Origin of the sequence: Okeania sp. SIO2C9, from assembly GCF_010672455.1 — a bacterium.
Classification (GTDB): Bacteria; Cyanobacteriota; Cyanobacteriia; order Cyanobacteriales; family Microcoleaceae; genus Okeania.
Genome location: NZ_JAAHGO010000086.1, coordinates 1 through 23,740 on the forward strand (window position 1 = coordinate 1; position 23,740 = coordinate 23,740).

The 23,740-nt window shown below is 36.8% G+C and carries 22 protein-coding genes and 1 pseudogene; 3 read left to right on the plus strand and 20 right to left on the minus strand.

Annotated elements, in window-relative coordinates:
* Window positions 1-212 precede the first annotated feature (212 nt).
* The 13 genes from fni to F6K23_RS34390 form a co-directional block, all read right to left on the minus strand.
* The gene (gene fni / locus F6K23_RS34330; protein ID WP_293164722.1) at window positions 213-1,250 is read right to left on the minus strand and encodes a type 2 isopentenyl-diphosphate Delta-isomerase; all 1,038 of its coding nucleotides are present in this window, start codon (window positions 1,248-1,250) and stop codon (window positions 213-215) included.
* A 363-nt stretch (window positions 1,251-1,613) separates the two neighbouring features.
* Window positions 1,614-2,561 carry an alpha/beta hydrolase gene (locus tag F6K23_RS34335; protein WP_293164725.1) on the minus strand — a complete coding sequence of 316 codons (948 nt, stop codon included), beginning with the start codon at window positions 2,559-2,561 and terminating at the stop codon, window positions 1,614-1,616.
* A 566-nt stretch (window positions 2,562-3,127) separates the two neighbouring features.
* Window positions 3,128-4,630, minus strand: a complete 1,503-nt coding sequence (locus tag F6K23_RS34340) for a DUF1517 domain-containing protein (RefSeq protein ID WP_293164728.1) — start codon at window positions 4,628-4,630, stop codon at window positions 3,128-3,130.
* 248 nt (window positions 4,631-4,878) lie between these two features.
* Window positions 4,879-5,454, minus strand: a complete 576-nt coding sequence (locus tag F6K23_RS34345; protein ID WP_293164731.1) for a hypothetical protein — start codon at window positions 5,452-5,454, stop codon at window positions 4,879-4,881.
* Window positions 5,455-5,604: 150 nt separating this feature from the next.
* The gene (locus tag F6K23_RS34350) at window positions 5,605-5,805 is read right to left on the minus strand and encodes a hypothetical protein (RefSeq protein WP_293164734.1); all 201 of its coding nucleotides are present in this window, start codon (window positions 5,803-5,805) and stop codon (window positions 5,605-5,607) included.
* A 13-nt stretch (window positions 5,806-5,818) separates the two neighbouring features.
* Entirely contained in the window at window positions 5,819-6,922 is a 1,104-nt protein-coding gene (locus F6K23_RS34355) for a substrate-binding domain-containing protein (protein WP_293164736.1), read from the minus strand.
* A 680-nt stretch (window positions 6,923-7,602) separates the two neighbouring features.
* Complete coding sequence (locus F6K23_RS34360; RefSeq protein WP_293164738.1) at window positions 7,603-7,800, minus strand: hypothetical protein; 198 nt, start codon at window positions 7,798-7,800, stop codon at window positions 7,603-7,605.
* Between the two features lie 287 nt (window positions 7,801-8,087).
* The gene (locus F6K23_RS34365; protein ID WP_293164741.1) at window positions 8,088-8,807 is read right to left on the minus strand and encodes a hypothetical protein; all 720 of its coding nucleotides are present in this window, start codon (window positions 8,805-8,807) and stop codon (window positions 8,088-8,090) included.
* Window positions 8,808-9,335: 528 nt separating this feature from the next.
* Window positions 9,336-11,033 (minus strand): extracellular solute-binding protein, encoded by a 1,698-nt coding sequence (locus tag F6K23_RS34370; protein ID WP_293164744.1) that lies wholly within the window; start codon window positions 11,031-11,033, stop codon window positions 9,336-9,338.
* 595 nt (window positions 11,034-11,628) lie between these two features.
* Window positions 11,629-11,772: a hypothetical protein gene (locus F6K23_RS34375; RefSeq protein WP_293164747.1), complete on the minus strand. Its 144-nt coding sequence runs from the start codon at window positions 11,770-11,772 to the stop codon at window positions 11,629-11,631.
* A complete protein-coding gene (locus F6K23_RS34380) occupies window positions 11,765-11,968 on the minus strand; it encodes a hypothetical protein (RefSeq protein WP_293164750.1) in 204 nt (67 codons plus the stop codon). Before F6K23_RS34380 ends, F6K23_RS34375 begins: the two co-directional genes overlap by 8 nt.
* A gap of 439 nt (window positions 11,969-12,407) precedes the next feature.
* Window positions 12,408-12,782, minus strand: a complete 375-nt coding sequence (locus F6K23_RS34385) for a hypothetical protein (RefSeq protein WP_293164753.1) — start codon at window positions 12,780-12,782, stop codon at window positions 12,408-12,410.
* Window positions 12,783-12,869: 87 nt separating this feature from the next.
* Window positions 12,870-13,028, minus strand: coding sequence for a hypothetical protein (locus F6K23_RS34390; RefSeq protein ID WP_293164756.1), 159 nt, complete (start codon window positions 13,026-13,028; stop codon window positions 12,870-12,872).
* A 336-nt stretch (window positions 13,029-13,364) separates the two neighbouring features.
* Here F6K23_RS34390 and F6K23_RS34395 point away from each other — a divergent pair, with 336 nt between their 5' ends.
* The 3 genes from F6K23_RS34395 to F6K23_RS34405 all read left to right on the plus strand — a co-directional run bounded on the left by F6K23_RS34395 (window position 13,365) and on the right by F6K23_RS34405 (window position 17,368).
* Window positions 13,365-14,798, plus strand: coding sequence for an NB-ARC domain-containing protein (locus F6K23_RS34395; RefSeq protein WP_293164759.1), 1,434 nt, complete (start codon window positions 13,365-13,367; stop codon window positions 14,796-14,798).
* A gap of 190 nt (window positions 14,799-14,988) precedes the next feature.
* Complete coding sequence (locus tag F6K23_RS34400) at window positions 14,989-17,112, plus strand: tetratricopeptide repeat protein (RefSeq protein ID WP_293164762.1); 2,124 nt, start codon at window positions 14,989-14,991, stop codon at window positions 17,110-17,112.
* Window positions 17,113-17,224: 112 nt separating this feature from the next.
* Window positions 17,225-17,368: a hypothetical protein gene (locus tag F6K23_RS34405; protein WP_293164765.1), complete on the plus strand. Its 144-nt coding sequence runs from the start codon at window positions 17,225-17,227 to the stop codon at window positions 17,366-17,368.
* 132 nt (window positions 17,369-17,500) lie between these two features.
* On the opposite strand, the gene F6K23_RS34410 is transcribed toward F6K23_RS34405, so the two are convergent.
* From F6K23_RS34410 to F6K23_RS34440, 7 genes and pseudogenes are all read right to left on the minus strand, one after another.
* Complete coding sequence (locus tag F6K23_RS34410; RefSeq protein ID WP_293164768.1) at window positions 17,501-19,225, minus strand: substrate-binding domain-containing protein; 1,725 nt, start codon at window positions 19,223-19,225, stop codon at window positions 17,501-17,503.
* A 141-nt stretch (window positions 19,226-19,366) separates the two neighbouring features.
* Window positions 19,367-19,675 (minus strand): hypothetical protein, encoded by a 309-nt coding sequence (locus F6K23_RS34415; RefSeq protein WP_293164771.1) that lies wholly within the window; start codon window positions 19,673-19,675, stop codon window positions 19,367-19,369.
* Window positions 19,676-20,252: 577 nt separating this feature from the next.
* Window positions 20,253-21,152, minus strand: coding sequence for an ABC transporter substrate-binding protein (locus tag F6K23_RS34420; protein ID WP_293164809.1), 900 nt, complete (start codon window positions 21,150-21,152; stop codon window positions 20,253-20,255).
* 135 nt (window positions 21,153-21,287) lie between these two features.
* A complete protein-coding gene (locus F6K23_RS34425) occupies window positions 21,288-21,866 on the minus strand; it encodes a hypothetical protein (RefSeq protein ID WP_293164774.1) in 579 nt (192 codons plus the stop codon).
* 525 nt (window positions 21,867-22,391) lie between these two features.
* Window positions 22,392-22,628 (minus strand): hypothetical protein, encoded by a 237-nt coding sequence (locus F6K23_RS34430; RefSeq protein ID WP_293164777.1) that lies wholly within the window; start codon window positions 22,626-22,628, stop codon window positions 22,392-22,394.
* A gap of 275 nt (window positions 22,629-22,903) precedes the next feature.
* Entirely contained in the window at window positions 22,904-23,101 is a 198-nt protein-coding gene (locus F6K23_RS34435; RefSeq protein ID WP_293164780.1) for a hypothetical protein, read from the minus strand.
* Between the two features lie 372 nt (window positions 23,102-23,473).
* Window positions 23,474-23,740, minus strand: a pseudogene (locus F6K23_RS34440) (hypothetical protein); the annotation flags it as partial.

Genomic DNA, 23,740 nt, shown 5'->3' on the forward strand with positions numbered 1-23,740 from the left:
AAAATGAGGGTATGTGCCTCCCCTTTTAAGGGGATGAAAAAAATATTTAGTTCAGTATTTCAAGCCTCCGACTTCAGTCGGAGGTTCACTGATAACTGATAACTGATAACTGATAACTGAAATGACCTACTATATATAGTGCCTTTGCGTAAGTCCTGTAAAATTAATTATCGTACATAAATCATTAATTATTTCCGCCTACTTCTTACTCCCTACTCCCTTTTTTCTAGACTGCCAGATTTTTTCAGTTCAGATAAATTAGCATTGCCCGTGCAAAATAGGACTGTTGTAATTTCTGCTATTAAAATATCTACTAATATATTTAGAGATTCTTCTGATTCTGCCGCAGCTTGAAGGAATGGCCAAGCTAGCCCACTGAGGTCTGCACCCAGAGCGATCGCTTTTGCCACATCCACCCCATTGCGCAAACCTCCAGAGGCAATGAGAGGAATATCTGAGTTGAAGGCGCGGATGTCAGTAATACATTTTGCTGTTGGTATACCCCAGTTGCCAAAAGTTTCTCCTAACCTACGCTGACGTATATCTGTTGCTCTTTCCCCTTCAATTTTTGCCCAAGAAGTCCCCCCAGCTCCAGCTACGTCAATTGCTGCTACTCCAGCATCTATTAATTTTTGAGCCATTTTTCCGGAAATGCCATTACCTACCTCTTTGGCAATAACTGGCACTGGCAGTGAATAGCATAATTTTGATATTTTGTCAAATAATTCACGAAAATTTGTATCGCCTTCAGTTTGGATACACTCTTGCAAAGGATTAAGATGAAGAATCAGAGCATCTGCTTGTAAGATGTCGATCGCTTGTTGGCACTGCTCTATGCCATAGTCATAATTTAGTTGAACTGCTCCTAGATTAGCAAATAGGAGAATATCCGGAGCGAGCGATCGCACAGCAAAAGTATCAGCCACTTGGGAATTTTCCACCGCCACTCGTTGAGAACCCACTCCCATTGCTATTTTATACTTTTGAGCAACTTTGGCTAACCGATAATTAATCATTTTTGCTTGTTCAGTGCCACCTGTCATCGAAGATATCAACAATGGCGCACCTAATTCTTTTCCCAGAAAAGTAGTGTTTGTAGTTATTTCGTTGCGATTTAGCTCTGGTAAACAACAATGGGTAAAATGGTAGCGGTCTAAACCATTAGTAACGTTGTGAAATTGGACATCTGATTCCAGACAAATTCTGAGATGGTCTGCTTTGCGGGTTTGAGTTTGGGAGTTTGAATTCATCAGTTATTTAGTAAGCATTTCCTACGGACTGCTGCGCAAACAGCCGTCAGCCATCAGCTTGCCTCCTCCGGAGGAACTGCGTTAACAGCTATTACTTTATAGTTTACAATAAAAACTTTATTAATTATCTTACTAGAAAAGTTGGCTCTCTTGCCCTTAAAGTCTATTTTAATCAGGACTTACCCATAACCACCTTATATAGTAGGGGCGAATGCCATTCGCCCTTACAGATGGTGTATTTCCATTTTTTGCGTAAGTCCTGTTAATTTAAACATTGTCCTTAAGGAGAAAGTCTTGTTGCGCTCGAGCTGACAGCTAATAGCTGTTTGCGCAGCATTCTGCAGGAAATGCTTACGTTATTTATTATTTCAAATGTTTATCAAAAAAATCCATTGCCATATCTATTAAAGCGGGGTCAAAAGCTTCACCTCTACCATGATAATGTCCCCAATCAGGTTTTTTTTCTAACTGAACTTCTACACCTTTTTCTGATAGAGCATCTGCTAATAAAACACTTTGACTCATTGGTATAACATTGTCTTTTTCTCCATGCATAATCAGAAAAGGTGGATCTTGAGCATCAATATAATTAATGGGGTTAGTAAGTGCTGCTAATTCTAATTTTTGCGAGACAGGTCCTCCTAATAACTTATGAGTTACTAAAGTATAAGCATACCATTCTTTATCTTGATACTTTTCCTCAACAGCAGGAGTAATAGGTTCGTCAAAAGCGGGAGGTACTTTCGTAAAGTCTGTAAGTGGATACCATGCACAAACTGCTTGTACGGCACTAGATATTTCTGGGTTATTTGTTCCTTCCAATTCTTTTACTCCTGCTGATGTTCCTAATAAAGCACTTAAATGTCCCCCAGAAGAAGGTCCCCAAGCACCAACATTTTTACGGTCTAGATCGTACTTATCTGCATTTTTTCGCAGCCAACGAACTGCTGTTTTAACATCCTGAATTTGGGCAGGAAATAGTGCTTCATTACTAAATCTATAGCTAATACAAGCCATGGCATAATTTCTCTGTACCACAATTTTTCCAGGGCAATATTCTTTAGTTCCTTGCAACCAACCACCACCATGAATGTAGATTAACAGAGGTAAAGGTTTCTCTGGTTTTGTTTCTGGTAAATATAAATCTAAAAGCAGTGGTTTTTCCCGGTCTTGAAAATTATAATTTCCATAAACAACATTTTGTAAAACCTTAACTTCCATCGGTTTTTGTTGACAACTTGTAATTAATAATGTCAGCAACAGTAATAAAAAATTGAGGGGATGAGTCAACCTCCCAAAAGCAATGGGCATCTGTTGTATTTCCTAACTAGAAAGAATATAAAAATACACCTTAAATTAAAGATTATTATCTCTAACATAGCAATCTATATAGAGATTGTCAAAAAACCAGAACAATAGATAATTTAGTAGCGATCAGTTAACTGTTTCTAAATATAGTTGCGCGGAAGTAGGGACGTTAGATGCAAAGTCCCTAAGGAATACAAAAGAAGAAAAATAACTGTACTGAGGTACCTTGAGAAACGCTATAAATTTCTGTTTCCTATGAACACAGTGTTATCACATTCTTTACCGAAAAATTGTGGGTATGCGTCTCCCCTTTTACAGCGCTTTTCGCTCTTGATGAACCACATCTTCACAAGCAAAACTTTGTAGGGACGTTCCATGGAACGTCCCTACTGTGGTCTACCCAAATGAAAACCGCTGTAAGGGGATAATAAGCGGTCGAGGGATGGCGAGGTCTCGGAGCTGTCCGACCATCGACTCCTGTGAAGAAAAATTTTCATGAATTTGTCAATCCTCTCCTTGAAAAGAAGAGGTAATTATTCATTATTCATTATTCATTATTCATTGTTGAATTAGATAGATATCAGGCGATCGCTTTCTGTTACTGGAGTCCAAAGTAACTCAAATACTAATAAATAATCTGGGGTAACTTTACCTAACTCTTTCAAAATTTGCTTTAAACTTTCTCGATCATTAACTTCACCAAATAAAGGATAATCATCCTCCGTTCCCAACAACAAAGTCACAAGAATATGACTATCGAATTCTACATTATCATCAACAGTATTAACCTCAAACTTACATCTCTCAGCAAAAGATAACTGCTCAAAAATTCTTTCAGCTTCCTGTCTACTCTCCAAAGTTTCCGAACTAGCAGCAACATCAGTCCAATATTCCTCCCTTTGCAGCAGAGCGATCGCCGACTGCAATAATAACTCTACTCTACCTTCTGGGATATCAATATCGATCTCCTCACTCATTCTTGCTAAGTTAGATTGAATATTATTTGCTGGTGCAACCATTGCTACCTGTAACTTACTCACAGTTACAATGTCATTAACCAAATCTTCTGGTATAGTTGCTACTGGCAATGTTTCCTCAATAACTTCCACATATCCTGGTGACTCCTCAATAACTTCCACATATCCTGGTGACTCCTCAATAACTTCTATATATTCATCTTCCTCAGCTACCAATACTTCTCGACGACCGCCAAAAGCAGGAGCGATCGCCATAATTAAAAGATAAAAAATACATACCAGCAAAATTCCAATTAAAAGTATTGCGATCGACATTGGTAACACTGTTCCGGGTCCATCGTAGTAGCTGTAAACAACTTGTTCGCGGACAGTAGGTTGGTAGTAGTAGCGGACTCTCGTAGTTGGATGCACATAATAAAATCTATCTGTACCTGGTTGCTCATAATAATATCGTCCGGCGCTACTATCAATAAAATAACGTTGTCCACTATCAATATTCATGTAGTAACGTCGTTGGGTTGCTGGTTCTACATAATAAAATCGCCCCGTACCTGCTTCCTGATAATAACGTTCTTGAGTTCCTGGACGGGTATAGTAACGTCGTCCGGTAGCAGGTTCCACAGAGTAACGTTTTTTTGTAGTTGGAGAAAAGGAACCACTGCGAGTCTGTCCACCAGTGTTGATGTTATTGGTAGTGGGGCGAGTATTATTGTTTGGTTTGGTATTGTTGCTAGGTTGAGAAAATGAACCACTGCGCTGAGAGTTACTACCGGAAGTGGGGACTGGTTTTGTGGTGGGGCGAGTGTTATTGGTCGGTTTAACTATATTATTTATGGTAGGTTTGGGTTTTGAGTTATGAGGTTGAGACTGGGAACGGACTGGTTTACTAAGACTGGGAGAACTACTTCTACTTCTACTCGAACTTCCAAAGCTACTTCTACTTCTATTTCCTCCTCCTCCTCCTCTTCTTGCGTAAGCAATGGAGGTCTCTGTATTAATTAATGTGCTGATGTCATTACTATCGGGATTAATACTAACTTCATTAACCAAAAATAATGAGACAATTGTGGCTAAGATTAATTTAGATTTATGCATTTCCTGATTTTTCCTAATTTATATTTTGGGTTTAATACCTCACCGTCTACACGGTGTTGATAATTGGTTAGGGTTTGTAGACGCGGAGCGACTTATCGAAGACTATCCCCATCCATTTTTTCTTCCTTCTTCAACAAAGTAATTGAGTCTTAAATTCTTCCTTTTAGGGTGAAATATTTTGATAACGGGTATTTTTAACAACCCTCCAAAAATAACTTCTAACTTCTGAATTATGACTTCTGACTTCGTTAATAGCTAGCCTTTTTCTTAGCAATTTCTCGATTATTTCGATATAAATCAATTCTGTTTTGGGCAACTTCATATTTAGTATGAGATTCAGGAACTTCTTTCATTAAAACTAAAGCTTTATGCCAAGTCATTGCTACTTCATTCCACTGTGTTTGAGTATTCGCTGTTTGGGCAAGTTCGGCTGCTTTTGTTGCTGCATTTATTCCTTCTATAAATGGGTCGGAAATAACTTCGGTTTTTTCTATCTTTTTTGAAGTATTTTCGGAGTTAGTACTAATAGTTGGATTTTCTGGAACATTGGCAGAATTAACTACAAAATTATTAGTTATATGATTTCCTAATGCTCCACTCCCTACAAGAGATAAAATAAAACCAATTATCATCAAGATAAAATTTTTTCTGATTTTTCTCTGACTCCAATTTTTCAGATAAAAAATGACAAAAGCAAAAGGAATAAATAAATAAGCAACACCCCATAATGTGCCTTCACTAAAAGCTTGAACTAAGCCCCATATTCCGCTTACTATTGATAATATTAGACCTAGAATTAAGAATCCAATTCCTAGAAAAAACATTTTCCTTAAGTATCCTTACGTAATGTATATCTGAAAACATTTTTAGCCGTATTAATATAATGTATTTCTCAGTGATATTTAAGATATGCAAATGAGAATAAACCAGCAATATCAGCTCCACTTGATTAGCGATCGTAAAGTTATCAGGACTTACGCATGACGCACAAAAAAGTAGTGTTTGAGATTGCTTCCCTGTCGGTCGCAATGACTGAAATACGTTCTACCCCGTGAGGTCCTAGTTATATCAAATGCGCTCGGTTTCGGTCTAAAAAAATGTTCCATCACAAGCGCCATCTCCCCTACTCCCCTACTCCCCCACTCCCCCGCTCCCCCATCTCCCCATCCCCCCATCTCCCCCACTCCCCTACTGCACCCTTTGCCACAACTTTTGAATTTCTCCCAAAACTGATGGTTGTGGTGCTGGTAAAGTGGTAATTTGCGGGTTAACCTGAGTGCCTGGAATATTCTGATTCCAAGGACTATTGGTAACTGAGAGCAGATCGATATTGCCGTGGGTGGGGCGAAAACCATGCTGCACAAATACTTTTTGTTGTTCTGGTTGTGTCAAGAAATCTATAAATTTACCAGCAGCATTAGCAGTTGCTCCATTTACATCCCGACGCACGATCGCTGCTGTCGCTACAGTTTCCACGGTGGGGTTGAGATAATAAATTTGATAGGGTTTATTTTGAGCTGCACCTGACTGTTGCCAACGGTAGAGGGCGATGCTTTCGTAAACTGTTGCTACATCAGCATCATTAGCTCCGCGAGCAATAAATTCTTGTAACAATATATCGGTGGAACGGGGAGGCAAATAAACTGAGCGTTTGACTGTACTAAATAATGATTCAACGGTGGGTGTATTCAAATTTTTGCTACCTTTTGACTTTGCCCACAAATTCATGGTTATTTGCCCACTATTGGAACGAGTGGGGTCGGTGGTGACGAAATCAAAACTACCCCATTGTTGTTTACCGCCTATTTTTTGCCAGTTGCCTGCTGCCATTGCTTTTTCTAATTGTTGCCAGGAAAATTTGCCATTGGGAAATAAGATTTTTCCACGTTCGGGCCAAGCAATTCCTACTAGGAAAGTTTTGGCGATCGCTGTTGGTTGTTGATAGAATGCTTGGGTGTTATTTTGGCTTTGCCAGCGTTGGTTTAATTCATCTAATAGTGCTGCATTTGTCGGGATTAAAATTGTAGGATTAAAGTCGTTTTTTTGGTCTATGTAATTGTTGATAATATCCTGGGAACCTTGGAATTTTAATTCTAAGTTTATCTGAGGATATTTTTGCTCAAATTGAGTTTCTATTTGTTGGAGTGGTTCGGCAAATTCTGTGCCACTAACTACTATTATTTTTTGATTTAATCCTGGAATTGGTGCATAAGCTAAAGCTACAGCTATACAAGTAAGTATTCCAGATAAAATGCGACGATTTTTGATAGATTTATGATTTGTAATTGTCATGGTTGAATATTCTCCTAATGTCAATTCAGTTAATAGTTAAGTCTAATTAAACGTTAAAATTTTGTAGGTGCGGGTTTAACCAAAAGCTTTGAGGTCAGGGCGATGATTTATCAAAATAACATGGGTCTAAAAACCCCCCTTTTAAGACGCAATATTTTTGGAGAGAAGCTCAAATCCTTGGGTGCATCTCAATGCGTGAATAAAGCCAAAAATTTATTGCTTTTAGGCAACAGGCAACAGGCAACAGGCAACAGGGAATATATAGGAAAAAAGTATTTTTGCTATGAGATGCACCCAAATCCTTTACTTCCCCTCCTGGGAGGGGGAGGGGCGAGGGGCGGGTTAACTTCTGACTTATGACTTCGTTAACAAAACCCGCCCTCTAATATTGCTGTTTTTTTACTGTCAAAAGACTATTGTTTTTAGCAAATTTTATTCTCTGGGATTTTATTGGTGGGTCAAGTACATATTGTTAGAAAATTTATCATATTTTATTTGCTACTTATGGCATCGTTAACTCCTAGTTGTAATCTATATATGGTAATTCTTGACTTATGAAATATCTAAAACAACGGAATATCAATCATCAACCTTTTATCCTAGATAACTAAAGACTTATTTCTCCTTTTTCTTTCTCCTTTTTCTTTCTCCTTCTTCCTTCTTACTTCTGCTAATTAATTTTAACGACTGCTACCATCTTTATATGGAATAGGTGGTTGTTCGTTCTCTTGATGATTTTTTTGTTGTTGAATAATAGCTATTTCAGATTGATACAAACTATCATTTAACTTATTTATTAGTCTTTTATCCTCTCGTAAAAAAGTCATAGTTGTTGTGAAAAGTACTACCAACAAAAGAGAATCAAGTTTATTGTTCATAATTTTCTTTCTGGTACTTATGAATATATCAGAAAGAATTTAATGATTTATGCAAACTTAATTCTTTTTAGGTACACAATCAAATCAATTTACTTAGGCCTTACTGAAAAAGTCTTTTTCAAGGAGTAGGGGAGCGGGGGAGTGGGGGAGTAGGGAAAATAAAAAGATTTACTGTTTAAGCAAGAGAATAAGTTTTTTGATCGCGCTCTTATCCGGACATGGTATAATCTTCTATCCTAGATAAATAAAGGTCTTCTTCTTTCTTCCTTCTTCCTTCTTCCTTCTTATCAAAGGAATATTTTCATATTATTTTGATAGCTATTTAACTCGTCACTTAAACTGCGTAATTCTTGAATTTCTGCCAAATCATTCAAATTAGCATTCCGCAATTTATTCTCTAGTTTTTGCAATAATCCTGCCGCATCTTGAAGCATTGTATGCAGACTAAGAATTTTTGCTTGTCGAGTATCTTTTCCAGCTTTTGCTAACTGAATATTTCGCTCTAAACTCGCAGCTAATTGTTTTAATTGCTGTTGAGTAATATCAGAATTTGACCTTTGTTTACTCCTAACTTCTAATAATTGTCTTTCCAAATCCTCCACAGATAATAACGCCTCATTATTCGGTAATTCTCTAGACATTTTTGTAATTTTCTGGGGCAGTTCAATGGCGCGATCGCAAACTGATTGAACTGTTACTAATAATTCCATTTGAAATGCTTCAGCACCTAACAATTGATTCGCTTCTTGTCGCAAAACTTCAGCTTTTTCTGACAATTTTTTTGCCAGTCCAGAAATAATTTCTAATTCTTGTTCTAACTGTTTTTTTGCCAACTTTTCAGCATCGGGTTCTTGAGATTTCAACACTGTAGCACTTGCCACAGAAACAACTGCCGTAGCAGGTAAAATTACAAAATTTGGCAACCTCACAAACCGGACACCAGCTATTAACAAAAATCCACCTATTAATATAGATATAGGATAATCAAACGGATTCGCTAACTTCATATTTCCCTCCAGATAAAAATGAAAACCTACATTCCGCACTTCAATTTGTATGATTAAAAGTACTATAAAAAAATCGTAGCTTGGCAGGTATTTGTACCATGCAAATCATCTCCATTACTTTTTTCGCTCATCAAATTCCGAGTAAATAATTAAGCATAAATACTTGATCTAACGCTTACTCAATTACCGAAAAAATTTGGTTTAAAGGCTCTCCTTTTAAGGAGATAATCAAGAAAAATTTTCCTTTGAATCAATCCTATTCTTGAAAAGAAGAGGTCATAATTAATTATTAATTATCATTTTCTTTATGGGTTTAATACCCCACCGTCTACACGGTGTTCGGGCATTACTTGGGGTTAGAATCCCCATGTAATTTCTCTCCTGTCTCCTGTCTCCTGTCTCCTGTCTCCTTCTTCAATAATTATTAATTGTTGAAGGTAGCTATGATTTTCTTCTAAAATTCTGTCTCCTGTCTCCTGTCTCCTGACTCCTTCTTCGGTTTCTACATTTTGTGATGCCGAATGTGAGTTAAAATTCTGTTTGTAGATCGGACATTAAATTAACAATACTTTCCGGGTCTCCCTGACGATAATAACCACCATTTAAACTAGCAATTTGTTTCAAGACTCCAGGATCAAATTCTCCCTTTTTTCCATAACCAATAGTAAAAAAAGCAATCCTTTGGTCAGAATCAAATCCACTGTTTTTCAGATTATCGCTAAGTTGTTTGAGAGAAGTTTGAGAACCAGAGTCTTCCCCATCAGTTAAAAGAACTACAGCATTAATAGCATCAGAACTGAGATTTTCCTGTAATAAATTTCTGGCATTCAAAGCAGCATCATAAAGTTTAGTACCACCATCCGCTTTCAAACTACTAATAAACTGCATACCGCGACCGCGACCTTCAGTAGTTCCATCAACCCAAACCGGAGCTTTAATTTCAGTGTCAAAATCAATTAGAGCAATTTTTTCTTTTGGTCCTAAACCCTCAAGATAGTAGCGCAAAGTATTCTGAACAGCAGGTAACTTTTCACCCTTCATAGACCCAGAAGAGTCAACTACCAAAACCACCTGAGATGGTTTCTTCGCAAATTCCTGCCAAGACTTAATCATGGCATTAACTACTTCTGGTTGGGGAGTCCGCAGAGAATCATATTTAGCATTGGGGTCTACTCCGTATTGGGAAGAAAATTTTGCTCCCAAAGGAACCCCCGGTATCCCTGGTCTAAGACCCAAGTCTGTCAGAATTTTTTGGGCGGCTGGCGATCGCAAATATTCAATGACTTTTTCTGCTGCTTCTTTTTCCTCCTCACTCACCCAGGGTGCAGTTGGTAAAATTGCCCTCATATTAGAAGTAAAGGTAGAACTGGGATAAATTGCTTCATAGCGAGTTTGAGTATTAGCACTATTTGCCTCAATTACGGAAGACTCATAAACAGAAGCAATGGATGCCCAAAACGGACCATTTTTCACCATATCTTCAGCTAAGGAACTGGTGGAAACCCCGTAGCGAGTGACTTTGCTCTGAATTTTTTGGATTTGGGGTTGATATTGTTGTACGTCAGCAACAGTCAGTTGTTCAGGGCGTTTATTGGCAACAGAGGCAAATTGAGCTACCAAGGTTTGCAGACCAGAATTGGAACGAGTGGGAGCAGTGTGAACATAATGTATTGGCAGTTGGGGACTATTGGGGTCTTGGTCTTGGTGAGTTTTAGCACTGACCAGGGAGCGATATATATCTGGTTGTTTTCGTAATCCTGCTGCTATTTCTTGTGATGCCATGAATACCATGGGACTATTTGCCAACAAAGGGGCGTCAGTAATTTGAGGAATATAGTTTTGTCCGGGATATATTTGATTAATTTGGTATAAGAGTTGGGAATGATAAATTTCTCCATCTACGGAAATTAGGGTAGGAAGTTTTGGGGAGTCTGGTTGGATGGTTCCATTTTTGAGTTTTTGGGATAAAGAAACGATATCTTTAACTACATCCCCACTACCTTTAGCTTCGCATTTTAGGTAAAAAGATTTACTATTAGTGAGTTTTGGTTGTTGTTGGTTTAGTTGGTTCGCAGCTTGGTTACAGAATTTTTCTAAAGCACTGCCAACTAAAAATTTGACTTCCAACCCTGAAGTATTTGAGGAATTATTAGGTGGAGTACAAGCTCCCAGAAACAGAAGTCCTAAGCTGGGTATTAGACTGATTTTTTGCCAGTTGATTTTCATTTTTACATGATAGTAATTGAACTATAGCGCTACGCGTTAGGTTGGTTAGGAAAATTAGTGCGAGCATCTTGCTCGCGTTATGAATCATCCGAGCCGCGTTATGAATCATCCGAGCCGCGTTATGAATCATCCGAACCGCGTTATGAATCATCCGAGCCGCGTTATGAATCATCCGAACCGCGTTATGAATCATCCGAACCGCGTTATGAATCATCCGATCCGATGTCCTAAACTATTTGCATAGTGCTATATATTTATTAATCAGCCTTTTTCTCCCTATTTATGCAATTTATGCAAAAAAAAAGGCATCCCGCAGAATGCCTTTATGAATAATCAGCTTTTGTCTCTATTAATTAATCAGCTACAATTTCAAATTTTATGCAAATTAAGATTTATTGTTTAGTCGGTACAATTTATTTTCAATCTTTCATCTGAAATGTATATAACAGTCGAAGGAAAGGTTAGGATATATCAAAAGCTTAAAATTAAGACAACGCCAGGTTTTTCCTTCTGCGGTATCCACTAAGCGTGATGTACACCCATCGCGGGCAAGATGCCCGCACTACAAATATTCAATTGTTAATTTCTGCACTTCTTATGCGAGAAATCTGCTGTAACTAAACGCCTCCTTCCTTCTTCCTTCTTCCTCCTTCCTCCTTCCTTCTTCCTTTTGACTTATAACTTCCTTCTTCCTTTTTCCTTCTTCCTTCTTACTTCTTACTTCTTCCTTCTTAATCAATTACCCAATAACCATTTTCTCGCCAATATTGTTCTCTTAAAGCTGCTTCTAAATCATCTTCTCTAATCCAACCTTGAAATAATAAAAGCTCACCAATTTTTTGATGACATGAAGTCTGAATATCTATTACTTGATTTAATTGAGCTTGAGAAATTAATTGTCTGCGGATTAGAATTTCGCCTATTTTCATCATCATATTTCACCTATTTGAGATTGATGTAATTTTCTATAGGCACTCTAATAATTGACGTCATATATTAAGTGTCTATTTTTCTTTATACTTAGTAATCAGCTAATTTCTGGGAATTTATGCAAAATTCGATCTAGCTAGGAATAAATAGTAAGAACTCAAAGCGCCTTACTCTATTATTCATCAACAAAACATGGCAATTTTACAGATATTATCGGCATCATTTACAAAACTTAAAATTTGAAATGTATAGACATTTCCATTCTACTAAACTCACTCAAACTCTTAAAAAAGATGATTACTCATTTTACAGTTCTTGATAGGGTTTATCGATAAAATCAGCCACAACATTTGAGCGATCGCTAGTTTTTTTGATTTTACATCATAAAAAAAAGGGTAGGCATTACACCTACCTTTATTAATATGCTAATGGGCAAATCTAACACTAACTATTCCTTAGATACTCTACAGTTGCCCAACCTATGGTCTCAGTAACTGAGGCAGCAGTCCCCATGTTAGCCAAATTTCCTAAACCTGGTGAATACTTAATTACACCGTTAAAAATTTCTACTCCCATTACGGTAGCTATTGCTGACTCAATAATTGACATTGCTGCTGCTTCTGTCAGGTCTTTGCCAAACTCTGCTGCGAGTTCCATTACCATACCGACTTGGACAGCTCCGATTACAAATCTATCCCCTGGTATTTGGGCAGTAGCTAAACCTATAGCTCCTGACTCTACTGCTGCACTATGAATGATTGTGTGAAGTCTTGCCTTTTTATTTGGCATTAGATGTTTTAAATGGTTTAGAAAAGCCATTGTATTTCTCCTTATTTTGATAAAATTAATTGAGTGAAATATATTGTGGGGGTAATAGCGATCGCCCCCATTAGACAGTTGCTAGTTTTAAACTGGTGGTAAAACTAGGATGACGAAAAAGGCGATGAATCCTCCTAAAATGCCGAGGATAAACCAGAGATTAGAGTCTCGGTTCTTTTTCTCTGCTACTATTCCTGTGGCAGCACCTAACAAAAACCAAACTATTAACACGAGTACGCCATCCATTTTTGTTGACTCCTATTGCGTCAGTTATGATAACCAAGTATTAGTCATTAAAAAAAATTTGTATACAGGTTTTATGGCACTTAAAAAAAATTTTTGATTAGCTTTTTGACTAGCTTATCTGTCTTAACTGCCGAGATGTTTATCGCCTTAACTGCCATAACTCCGTGGGAGAATAACCTTAACAGGACTTACGCAAATTGACCTTTAAACCACCATTTGTAGGGGCGAATGGCATTCGCCCTCACTATATGTAGAGTCTCTGCGTAAGTCCTGCTTAAGTTCGGTTAAAATTGAGTTGGCAAATTTTATAGATAAATAGTTCAGGGAATTGAGCTAATGAATGGAAAGGCAAAACGCAAACGAGGTCGTATCCTGACTGATGAAGGATTCCAGAAGTTAAAAGATGCTGTCAATAAGGAGTTTCCCTATTGCGGTATTCAACCTACAGATAAAGAGTTTAATGAAATATTAGATAAAATTACTGGAGACTTTAGTCTAGATACTTTAAAAAAAATCTGGAAGCGTGAAGAAAATGCTGACACAAAATATATTAAAGCGGTAGCTGAAACTTTTGGTTTAAATTTTAAGGATGGTGTTGACTATATCCATAAAGATGATATTCACAATACTGCCGAACAAAAAAATCCCTCTTCTCCTGCTACTGCTGAAACTGATACAGATATAGAAGATTCCAATTTACGGTGGGTAGGTCGCGCAGAACTAATTTTTGACTTGAGGCAAAACCTGTTGGGTGAGTTGCGCGTAATATCTATTGTTGGCATAACTGGTATTGGTAAGACTTCTCTGGCAATACGACTTTCTGTTGACGAGTATATTTCAAATTCCCTGACTCCTTCTTGGGTGAGGTTTTATAATGCTCCGACTAAAACTTTTGATGTGGTGGCGCAACAGGTATTGGGGGAAAAGTTGACTGCACAACCTCAGTTACAACAGGATCGAGAAGCTTTGCTGCAGGTAATGATAAATGAGTTGCAACTTTGTCCTACTCTTTTAATTATAGATATGTTGGAGGTTGTCTTAATACCTGATGGGAAAGGTGGTCATAGTTGGCAAGAGTCTATTTTTGGAGATTTTCTAGAGAGAATAATACTGGCTGAAAATATGCCCTCGCGAGTAATACTTACTTCTCAATATAGTTTACCTGTTTTGGCACAAGGCAGATATGATGAGTTCCGACTTCTAAAAGTTCCTCTTAAGGGTTTAACTGATGAGGAGTCTTTGCGACTGTTTGAAGGCTGGAAAGTAAGTATTAATAATAATCAAACGGAGGATTTTTTAAAACGAATAATTAATATTTATGAGGGGCATCCTCTGGCTTTAAAGTTGATTGCTGGCGATATTCTTAATGAACCTTATGAGGGAGATATTGAGGCTTTTTGGGAAGAGAATAAACCAAATTTTGCAGCTATGGAACGTCAGGCTCGGAATCAAGAAAATATTAGAAGTAAGTATATTATTGATAAGGTGAGAAGTAGAGTTGAGGATACTCTAAAACGTTTATTTAATTCTCACTATTATGCTTATTTAATGTTATGTATGGGAGCCGAATTAGAATGTTTTGCAGAAAAAATAGGCTGGTTGATGGTTTTGTGTGATGCGCCAGAAAAAGAACAGGATTTGGCTTTTGCTACTTTGAAGAAAAGGTTTTTGTTGGAGTGGGAAAAACCTCAAAATAAGGTTCTTTATCGTCTCCATAATTTAATTCAAAATGTTGCTCAAGAGCATTTGGATAAGATTGAGGAAGATTAAAGAAGCAGTCAGCACTCAGCAAACCCTAGGTAAGTGAAAAAAATTACAAGTACGTCATTGCGACTGGAACGGAGTGGAAGGAAGCAATCTCAGAGATGCCACAAGATTGCTTCCTATCGTCGCAATGACGACTTTTGAATCATATTCTATATAGATTAGAGAAATGCTAATAAAATAATCAAATTTAACTATGAATAAAACATATCAAGTAATCGAACAAATACAAGAATTATCTATCACTCAATTGAGCAATATTTGCTATGACAATTCCGGTCAATTAATCACTATTACACTTCAAAATAATCAAAATACTATCCTCAAATATGCCAGAAAAATCTTCAAACAAATTGCTAAATTGACTATGAGCAACCCTACTCAAAATAATCTTAATCCATCAGATAATAACCACTCACCTGAACCAGCAAAAAAATTAACGGTGAGAGAAAAAGCTAACCTCCGTCTCGCCTATTATTGGTTAAAAATCTATCAACCAGAAGTAGGTGCATCTAACCTGGAAAAAGTCAAAGGATATCTGCAAGCTTTCCGTCATTTTGGCAAAATGGGAGAGTGGGAAAAAGCAAGTCAAATTCTTTCTGTTAAAGTACCGCCAGTTGATGCAGATTTAGACACTCAACTAGGGAGGTGGGGTTACTATGAGGAATGTATTCAACTCTACAGTAGACTATTAGGTAGATTAGACCAACATTGGGATGGTATTTGTTTAAGTGGTTTGGGTAATGTTTACTTATCCCTAGGAGAATATGACAAAGCTATAGAGTATCATCAGCAGTATTTACAAATAGCAAGGGAAATAGGCAACCGTTCTGGGGAGGGTGGTGCTTTGGGGAATTTGGGTAATGTTTACTATTCCCTAGGAGAATATCACAAAGCTATAGAGTATCATCAACAGGATTTACAAATAGCTAGGGAAATAGGCAACCGTTCTGGGGAAGGTGGTGCTTTGGGGAATTTGGGTAATGTTTACTATTCCCTAGGAGAATATGACAAAGCCATGGAGTATTTTCAGCAGCATTTACAAATAGCTAGGGAAATAGGCGATCGCTCTGGGGAGGGTGGTGCTTTGGGGAATTTGGGTAATGTTTACTATTCCCTAGGAGAATATGACAAAGCCATGGAGTATTTTCAGCAGCATTTACAAATAGCTAGGGAAATAGGCAACCGTTCTGGAGAGGGTAGTACTTTGGGGAGTTTAGGTGATGTTTACGATGATCTAGGAGAATATGACAAAGCCATAGAGTATTACCAGCAGAGTTTACAAATAGCCACGGAAACAGGCAACCGTTTTGAGGTGGGTCGTGCTTTGGGGAGTTTAGGTGATGTTTACGATGATCTAGGAGAATATGACAAAGCTATGGAGTATTTTCAGCAGAGTTTACAAATATTTAGGGAAATAGGCAACCGTTATGGAGAGGGTAATGTTTTGGGGAATTTGGGTAATGTTTACGATGACCTAGGAGAATATGACAAAGCTATGGAGTATTTTCAGCAGAGTTTACAGATATTTAGGGAAACAGGCAACCGTTCTGGAGAGGGTAGTACTTTGGGGAGTTTAGGTGATGTTTACGATGATCTAGGAGAATATGACAAAGCCATAGAGTATTACCAGCAGAGTTTACAAATAGCCACGGAAACAGGCAACCGTTTTGAGGTGGGTCGTGCTTTGGGGAGTTTAGGTGATGTTTACGATGATCTAGGAGAATATGACAAAGCTATGGAGTATTTTCAGCAGAGTTTACAAATATTTAGGGAAATAGGCAACCGTTATGGAGAGGGTAATGTTTTGGGGAATTTGGGTAATGTTTACGATGACCTAGGAGAATATGACAAAGCTATGGAGTATTTTCAGCAGAGTTTACAGATATTTAGGGAAACAGGCGATCGCTCTGGGGAGGGTATTGCTTTGGGGAATTTGGGTAATGTTTATGATGAGCTAGGAGAACATGGCAAAGCCATAGAGTATAATCAGCAGCATTTACAAATAGCAAGGGAAATAGGCGATCGCTCTGGGGAGGGTATTGCTCTAGCAAACTGGGGAGATACTCTGCTCAAGTTAGAAAAATATGCCGAATCTCTGGAATATTCACAAGCAGCATTAGAGATATTTCAGCAGATAGGAAACCCTCATCACCAAGCAATAGTTCTCAAGAATATAGCAGAAACCCATCAACACTTAGGAAATTTAGATGCAGCACGACAGTATTGCGATGAGGCGTTGGCTATTTTCACAGAATTAGGAGTGCCAGAATTGAAAGAGTGTCAGGAGTTGCGAGAGAAGTTGGGGGCAAGACACTGATTTTGCCACGAATGTACGGATGGTGAATTAGAGCATATTGAGTAGATGAGCGATCACTATTTATTGAGGCGATCGCTATTTTCACAGAATTAGGAATGCCAGAATTGAAAGAATGTCAGGAGTTGCGGGAGAAGTTGAGCTAGATGTAGGGGGTGGAATGATTAATCTGTCTATCTTTGCCAGAAGCAGTGAATTTTTGTTCAGACAACGTCATTGCCACTGGAACGGAGTGGAAGGTTTGCGTAGCATTCCGTAAGGAAAGCAATCTCAAGGGTTTAGGAGATTGCTTCCTATCGTCGCAATGACAACTATTCAACCTGATTCTATATCATCAACGCACCCTACTGGACTGGACTATCTGCTTTTTCCATATTCCTTCTTCAAAACACTAACGAATGGGACTATATCCAGCTTCTTCAATTAATTTTTGCCCTTCATCTGTCAACAGCAATTTTCCATAAGCTTCTCCAGCTTTTTCATCAAAAGAAGCATCTTTTTTCACAATCACAAATAACCGTCTCGAAATCGGATATGTTCCATTTTCAAATGCTTCTAAATTTGGTTGATTACGCTGTTCAGGACAATTTTCTGGTGGCACCAATTCACCTTTATAAGGAGCAATAAAAGTACCTCCCGATCGATAGGCAATTGATAAAGGTTTCACACCACACTGAGGAATAATTTCTGAAGCTGTGCCAAAATAAATTCCTCCTTTATTTGCAGTTACCTCTCGTAAAGCTTGAGTCGTAGTAGGAATCGAAACTACATTTTCACTAAATTTATTGTTGTTCAAAATATTTTCTTGAAAGAAGAGAGTTGTACCACTATCAAAAGGACGAGTATAGGGAGTAATTTCCATATTAGGTCCCCCTATTTCGCTCCAATTTTGAATCTTACCAGTATAGATTTCTTGGAGTTGTTTTAAGGTTAAAGCTGCAATATCAAGTTCGGGATGAACTACTATAGCAATGCCATCCATAGCAACAGGAATTTGCTTTAGTTGAAATCCTCTATTTCTGGCGATTTGCAATTCAGTATCTGTCACAGGTCGTGAAGATTCAGCAAAAGAAATTTGACCTTCTAATAGCATTTTAATTCCAGTTCCTGAACCGGGAGGTAAACTCGGATGTTGTCTGTAATTCAACTGAAATTCTGGAAAGATTGCTTGAATTTTTGGATTAATTTTACTGCGAATGGGTGCCCAAGTTGTACTAGCTCCATGTAGCCATTTACCATTAGGAACATCAGGAACATAAGCAAGACATCTGACAGGTGTGATTTGATTTTCTGTGGGGGGTTTATTTTGGATTGGTTGTTGCGGACAGGGAGAAATTGCTACATCTTTTTCTGGTGTTTTTTCTCTACTAATCAGTGAGAAAATTACCCCACCAACAACCAATAAACCTATAGCTCCTAATAATAAGAAAATTCTTTTATTCAGTAATGAAGTTTGGGGAGTCTGGATTAAGTTGCCAGTGATTTGTTGCCAAGTTAAAGGTTTATCTAATGCTGACTCTCGAATACATATTGTTGGTAACCACATTGCCCCTGGATAATCAGATTCAAAATATTCCAGACGTTCTCTAGCAGTATGAACAGAACTAAATAAGGATTTATTTTTAGTAAATTCCTCAAAAAAATATTCTAAAAATTTGACTGCTACTTCGTCAGGTATGGGTTCTCGCATGACAATACTACGAGGTAAACTTAACTGAGCTAATTGACTAGCTAATCCTAAACCATCACAGGAATTAAAGATTGCTAATTGTAACCCATTATCTATTACATATCTGAGAGAATTCTTGAATTCGTCAATGCTTAATTCGTCACGGTCGTTGAGAGAAATCCAGCCAATTGAACCATCTTCTTCACTGCGACTATGACCAGAGAAAATAAAGATATGATAACCTGATTCTTCTCTTAGTGTATTAGCAAATTTTTCTCGACTGGGCTGTTTTAAGCATATAATCTCTGCTCCTTTTTCTTGTAATTTTTGCACTATTTCTACATCTAAATCGGTATTAATTCCGGCACTTTTTCCTACAACTAATAGCACTCTTAGTTTGCCATGATTAGGAGAAGGTTTTAATCCTCCTTTTCCTCTGACTCTCATAGCAATTTCTGCTTGAGGAAACCGAGATGCTAATAAACCCCATTCTTGCCAAGGTAGTCGTCGTAGTTTAGGATTTTTCGCATCTAGAAATACACGAATTTCTGACTCAGAGTTTTGTAATGAACTAAATACAGAAATTAATTATTCTCGGATTGGTCGCCATCGACTATCGTCAGAATCTAGCCATTTATTAATCTGAGTTTTTACCAGCTTTCTTTGTTCTGAACTGGAGTAAGAAATAGTTTTTTTGGGACTAATTCTAGTAGAAATTTTACGAACTTTTTCTAATTGGCGATAAGCTAACTGCCAATTACTCAATGATGATTCTAATTCTGGTGGTAAAGCTGGTAAAAAACCATCAATAGAATCAAATTTACCATCGTTGGTAGTGAGAGTAACATGAAACCCAGGGGCTTCAGTTTCGAGAAGTTTAATCTTAATAATACTCATAGTTGCATCCTAAAGGAAGTCAAAAGTCAAAAGTAAGAAGTAAGAAGTAAGAAGTAAGAAGTAAGAAGTAAGAAGTAAGAAGGAAGAAGTAAGAAGTAAGAAGTAAGAAGTAAGAAGTAAGAAGTAAGAAGTAAGAAGTAAGAAGTAAGAAGTAAGAAGGAAGAAGTAATATGAAATACAAAAATTGTGCTAGTTACCGAATAATTAGGGCTTGCTGATTAAATCTAAAAGCATTGACATATAAAGACATTAGCCTTTTATGGGTCTGTAATACCTTGGTTTTCAGCTCTTCATGCTCAAAAAGGAGCGTATTTTAGGCGCATAGTTGGGCACAACAATCTTGAGACAATTCTTTCTCCTACTTCTTCTAAATTCCCATTTATCCTGTCTCCTACCCCAGCAAAAAGATTTTATTCAGCAAACCCTAATTATAGCGGTTTTCATTAACATATATAAGGTTTAAAGCCTGTCTTTTAAAGGGATAAAGAAGAAAAAATTTTCATAATTAGTCAATCCTCTTCTTTTCAAGGAGAGGTAATTGTTAATTATTAATTATTAATTATTAATTATTAATTGTTTAGCTCCCCTCCTCCAAGATAATAAATTCATATTTTCCAGATTTAGCATTAGGTTTTACCTGAACTAATACTGGTTGATCGTTGCCCATAAACTGGCGATCGCCTAACTGACTAAATCTAATTTTTCCAGTTACTCCTTCTACTAAAAAATCAGGACTAGACAAGATTCTTTGTAATTTTTGACGAGAGTAATTTCCCCCCATTTCATCCATAGCTTTCATCATAGTTTGAGTAGCATCATAAGATGTAGCAGTACGCCAATTAATTTCTGCATTCCAAAACTTTTGAGCTGTTTGATTAAATTGAGAGTTAGGGTGACGATGCCAAGGAATAGCAACTGTCAAATTATTCTGAGCTGCTTCTTCTCCAGCATCATTTACTACTCGATAATTATAGATAGAATCTCCCCCTATTAATTCTAATCCTTTAGCATTATCAATTACCCCAATAGCTTTAGTCAAAGTTATGTCAGTTGCTGGAACTAATAACATTACTTCAGCGCCTTGATTTTTTGCCTGTTCAACACAGTCTTGGGCACTGAAATTTCCAGCGTCAAGATAACATTTATGCACAAATTTTTTCATTTTCAGTAGCATCTCAAATTCTCTAGTAAGAGATTCACTATATTCATTATTTGCTACATAAGCTACTGCTACATTTTTATCTAGAAAAATTTCCTGATTCAAATGGTTAAATAAGGTTTGGGCTGCAATTAGATCGCTAGGGGGAATTTTAAATACAAATTTGCCAAAGTTAGATAATCTGGTTGAGGTGCTAGTAGGAGAAATTATTACTAATTTATTTTTATTATAAACCTGTCCAGCTTGGAGAGTCATTTCACTGGAATAATGACCTATAACGGCAAGAATCTCTCGTTTTTTTACTAAATATTCGGCAATTTGTTTTGCTGTTTATGGTTGATATTTATCGTCAGTAATGGTGACTTTTGAAGAATTTAGAATTTAGAATTTAGAATTTAGAATTACCTCTCCTTGAAAAGAAGAGGATTGACTAATTATGAAAATTTTTATTTATTATCCCCTTAAAAGGGGAGGCTTTAAACCATAATATTTCGGTAAAAATTTATTGTTGGAGCTACCTTGGCAATTTAGTTGACTTTGAGTATTTTTAACTGCCAGAGAAATTTCAGATAAACCACAATTAAATTCACTTTGAAGTTGAGCAACTCCTCGCAAAATTTCCTGGGCAATATTAGGTTCTCCAGCAGCAGGAATACTGACTGCTATTTGTAATATTTCTCCAGTTGGATTGAGTATTTTTGTTTGTTTGGCAATAGCGTTGTTCAAAAAGATTACTGTTTCTGGGTCATTTTTATGGCTATTCAGAGATTTGCGGAATTGGTAAATAGCACTACTAAATCTTTTGTTTTTGAAGTCTTCCATTCCTAATGTTTTTTCTGAGGATATTTTCCCAGAAGGAAACATGGTTTTTTCGCCAATGCTACTATTAATTTTTGGAATCTCTGGAATTATGGTTTTAATTAATTGGTCTACATCTTTGACCAGTAGAATAGCTGCAATGGATAATCCTGCCAATTCTAAGGGTAGTTTGGCTCGCTGAATAAATCTGTACCAAATATTTTGTTGAGTCATTTTATAGATAATAAGTAATAGGTTTATTGGTAATAGTTTAACAATTAATTTAGGTGTTAGGTATTGGGTATTGGGTGTTATACGAATTTTCTCAAAATAATATGGGTCTAATACCAATTTGAAAAAAGAATGTTACGAGTAGTAAGAGCAATAAAAAAACTTTACAGGAGATGTTCCTTTGACTAAAAAGATAATTTACGCCCTAAAAAATGGTATTAAAACAATTCATTCTGACTCCTGACTCCTAAGAAATACCCTAGATATTTGTAGCAAACATTACTCAAAAAGGCTAAAAGCAATATCAGTTAAATTGTGCTCTAAAGACTCCCCTTTTAAGGGGATAAAAAAAAGAGAATATTTGCCTAGGTCAAGCCTCCTGATTGCAGAGGTACTAATAACTGATATGAAATATAAAATATACAAGATACACCCATTTTATCCTAAGTAAATAAATTACTATTTTAATTCATTGCTCCAGAATTACAAATTCATATTTTCCAGATTTAGCATTAGATTTTACTTGAACTAATACTGGTTTATCCTTCTCGAAAAACTGGCGATCGCCCATTGCTCCAGAATTACAAATTCATATTTTCCAGATTTAATACTAGGTTTAACCTGAACTAATAGTGGTTTATCCTCCTTGAGAAACTGGCGATCGCCTGACTCGCTAAATCTAATTTTTCCTGTTACTCCTTCTAGGGAAAAATGGGGATTAGATAAGATTCTTTGTAACTGTTTACGAGAATAATTTTCCATCATTTCATCTACAGCTTTAATAATAGTTTTAGTCGCATCATAAGATTTAGCAGTACGCCAATTAATTTCCGCTTTAGGTATGGAGGGAATAGGTAATAGGAAAAAAGTATTTTTACCGAGAAATTGTGGGTATGCGCCTTCCCTTTTAAGGGGATAAAAAAAGAGAATATTTGCCTAGGTCAAGCCTCCTGATTGCAGAGGTACTAATAACTGATATGAAATATGAAATCTACAAGATACACCAATTTTATCCTAAGTAAATAAATTACTATTTTAATTCATTGCTCCAGAATTACAAATTCATATTTTCCAGATTTAGCATTAGATTTTACTTGAACTAATATTGGTTTATCCTTCTCGAGAAACTGGCGATCGCCTGACTCGCTAAATCTAATTTTTCCTGTTACTCCTTCTAGGGAAAAATGGGGATTAGATAAGATTCTTTGTAACTGTTTACGAGAATAATTTTCCATCATTTCATCTACAGCTTTAATAATAGTTTTAGTCGCATCATACTAGGGAAAAATTGGGATTAGATAAGATTCTTTGTAACTGTTTACGAGAATAATTTCCCATCATTTCATCTACAGCTTTAATAATAGTTTTAGTCGCATCATAAGATTTAGCAGTACGCCAATTAATTTCCGCTTTAGGTATGGAGGGAATAGGGAATAGGAAAAAAGTATTTTTACCGAGAAATTGTGGGTATGCGCCTCCCCTTTTAAGGGGATAAAAAAAAGAGAATATTCGCCTAGGTCAAGCCTCCTGATTGCAGAGGTACTGATAATTGATATGACATATACAAGATACACCAATTTTATCCTAAGTAAATAAATTACTATTTTAATTCATTGCTCCAGAATTACAAATTCATATTTTCCAGATTTAATACTAGGTTTAACCTGAACTAATAGTGGTTTATCCTCCTCGACAAACTGGCGATCTCCTGACTCGTTAAATCTAATTTTTCCTGTTACTCCTTCTAGGGAAAAATTGGGATTAGATAAGATTCTTTGTAACTGTTTACGAGAATAATTTCCCATCATTTCATCTACAGCTTTAATAATAGTTTTAGTCGCATCATAAGATTTAGCAGTACGCCAATTAATTTCCGC

Bases quoted from the DNA above. Each gene is read 5' to 3' on its own strand.
- fni (WP_293164722.1), bottom strand. From the start codon at position 1,250: ATGAATTCAAACTCCCAAACTCAAACCCGCAAAGCAGACCATCTCAGA.
- F6K23_RS34335 (WP_293164725.1), bottom strand. From the start codon at position 2,561: ATGCCCATTGCTTTTGGGAGGTTGACTCATCCCCTCAATTTTTTATTA.
- F6K23_RS34340 (WP_293164728.1), bottom strand. From the start codon at position 4,630: ATGCATAAATCTAAATTAATCTTAGCCACAATTGTCTCATTATTTTTG.
- F6K23_RS34345 (WP_293164731.1), bottom strand. From the start codon at position 5,454: ATGTTTTTTCTAGGAATTGGATTCTTAATTCTAGGTCTAATATTATCA.
- F6K23_RS34350 (WP_293164734.1), bottom strand. From the start codon at position 5,805: ATGGGGGGATGGGGAGATGGGGGAGCGGGGGAGTGGGGGAGTAGGGGA.
- F6K23_RS34355 (WP_293164736.1), bottom strand. From the start codon at position 6,922: ATGACAATTACAAATCATAAATCTATCAAAAATCGTCGCATTTTATCT.
- F6K23_RS34360 (WP_293164738.1), bottom strand. From the start codon at position 7,800: ATGAACAATAAACTTGATTCTCTTTTGTTGGTAGTACTTTTCACAACA.
- F6K23_RS34365 (WP_293164741.1), bottom strand. From the start codon at position 8,807: ATGAAGTTAGCGAATCCGTTTGATTATCCTATATCTATATTAATAGGT.
- F6K23_RS34370 (WP_293164744.1), bottom strand. From the start codon at position 11,033: ATGAAAATCAACTGGCAAAAAATCAGTCTAATACCCAGCTTAGGACTT.
- F6K23_RS34380 (WP_293164750.1), bottom strand. From the start codon at position 11,968: ATGATGATGAAAATAGGCGAAATTCTAATCCGCAGACAATTAATTTCT.
- F6K23_RS34385 (WP_293164753.1), bottom strand. From the start codon at position 12,782: ATGGCTTTTCTAAACCATTTAAAACATCTAATGCCAAATAAAAAGGCA.
- F6K23_RS34390 (WP_293164756.1), bottom strand. From the start codon at position 13,028: ATGGATGGCGTACTCGTGTTAATAGTTTGGTTTTTGTTAGGTGCTGCC.
- F6K23_RS34395 (WP_293164759.1), top strand. From the start codon at position 13,365: ATGAATGGAAAGGCAAAACGCAAACGAGGTCGTATCCTGACTGATGAA.
- F6K23_RS34400 (WP_293164762.1), top strand. From the start codon at position 14,989: ATGAATAAAACATATCAAGTAATCGAACAAATACAAGAATTATCTATC.
- F6K23_RS34405 (WP_293164765.1), top strand. From the start codon at position 17,225: ATGTCAGGAGTTGCGGGAGAAGTTGAGCTAGATGTAGGGGGTGGAATG.
- F6K23_RS34410 (WP_293164768.1), bottom strand. From the start codon at position 19,225: ATGAGAGTCAGAGGAAAAGGAGGATTAAAACCTTCTCCTAATCATGGC.
- F6K23_RS34415 (WP_293164771.1), bottom strand. From the start codon at position 19,675: ATGAGTATTATTAAGATTAAACTTCTCGAAACTGAAGCCCCTGGGTTT.
- F6K23_RS34425 (WP_293164774.1), bottom strand. From the start codon at position 21,866: ATGACTCAACAAAATATTTGGTACAGATTTATTCAGCGAGCCAAACTA.
- F6K23_RS34430 (WP_293164777.1), bottom strand. From the start codon at position 22,628: ATGATGGAAAATTATTCTCGTAAACAGTTACAAAGAATCTTATCTAAT.
- F6K23_RS34435 (WP_293164780.1), bottom strand. From the start codon at position 23,101: ATGATGGAAAATTATTCTCGTAAACAGTTACAAAGAATCTTATCTAAT.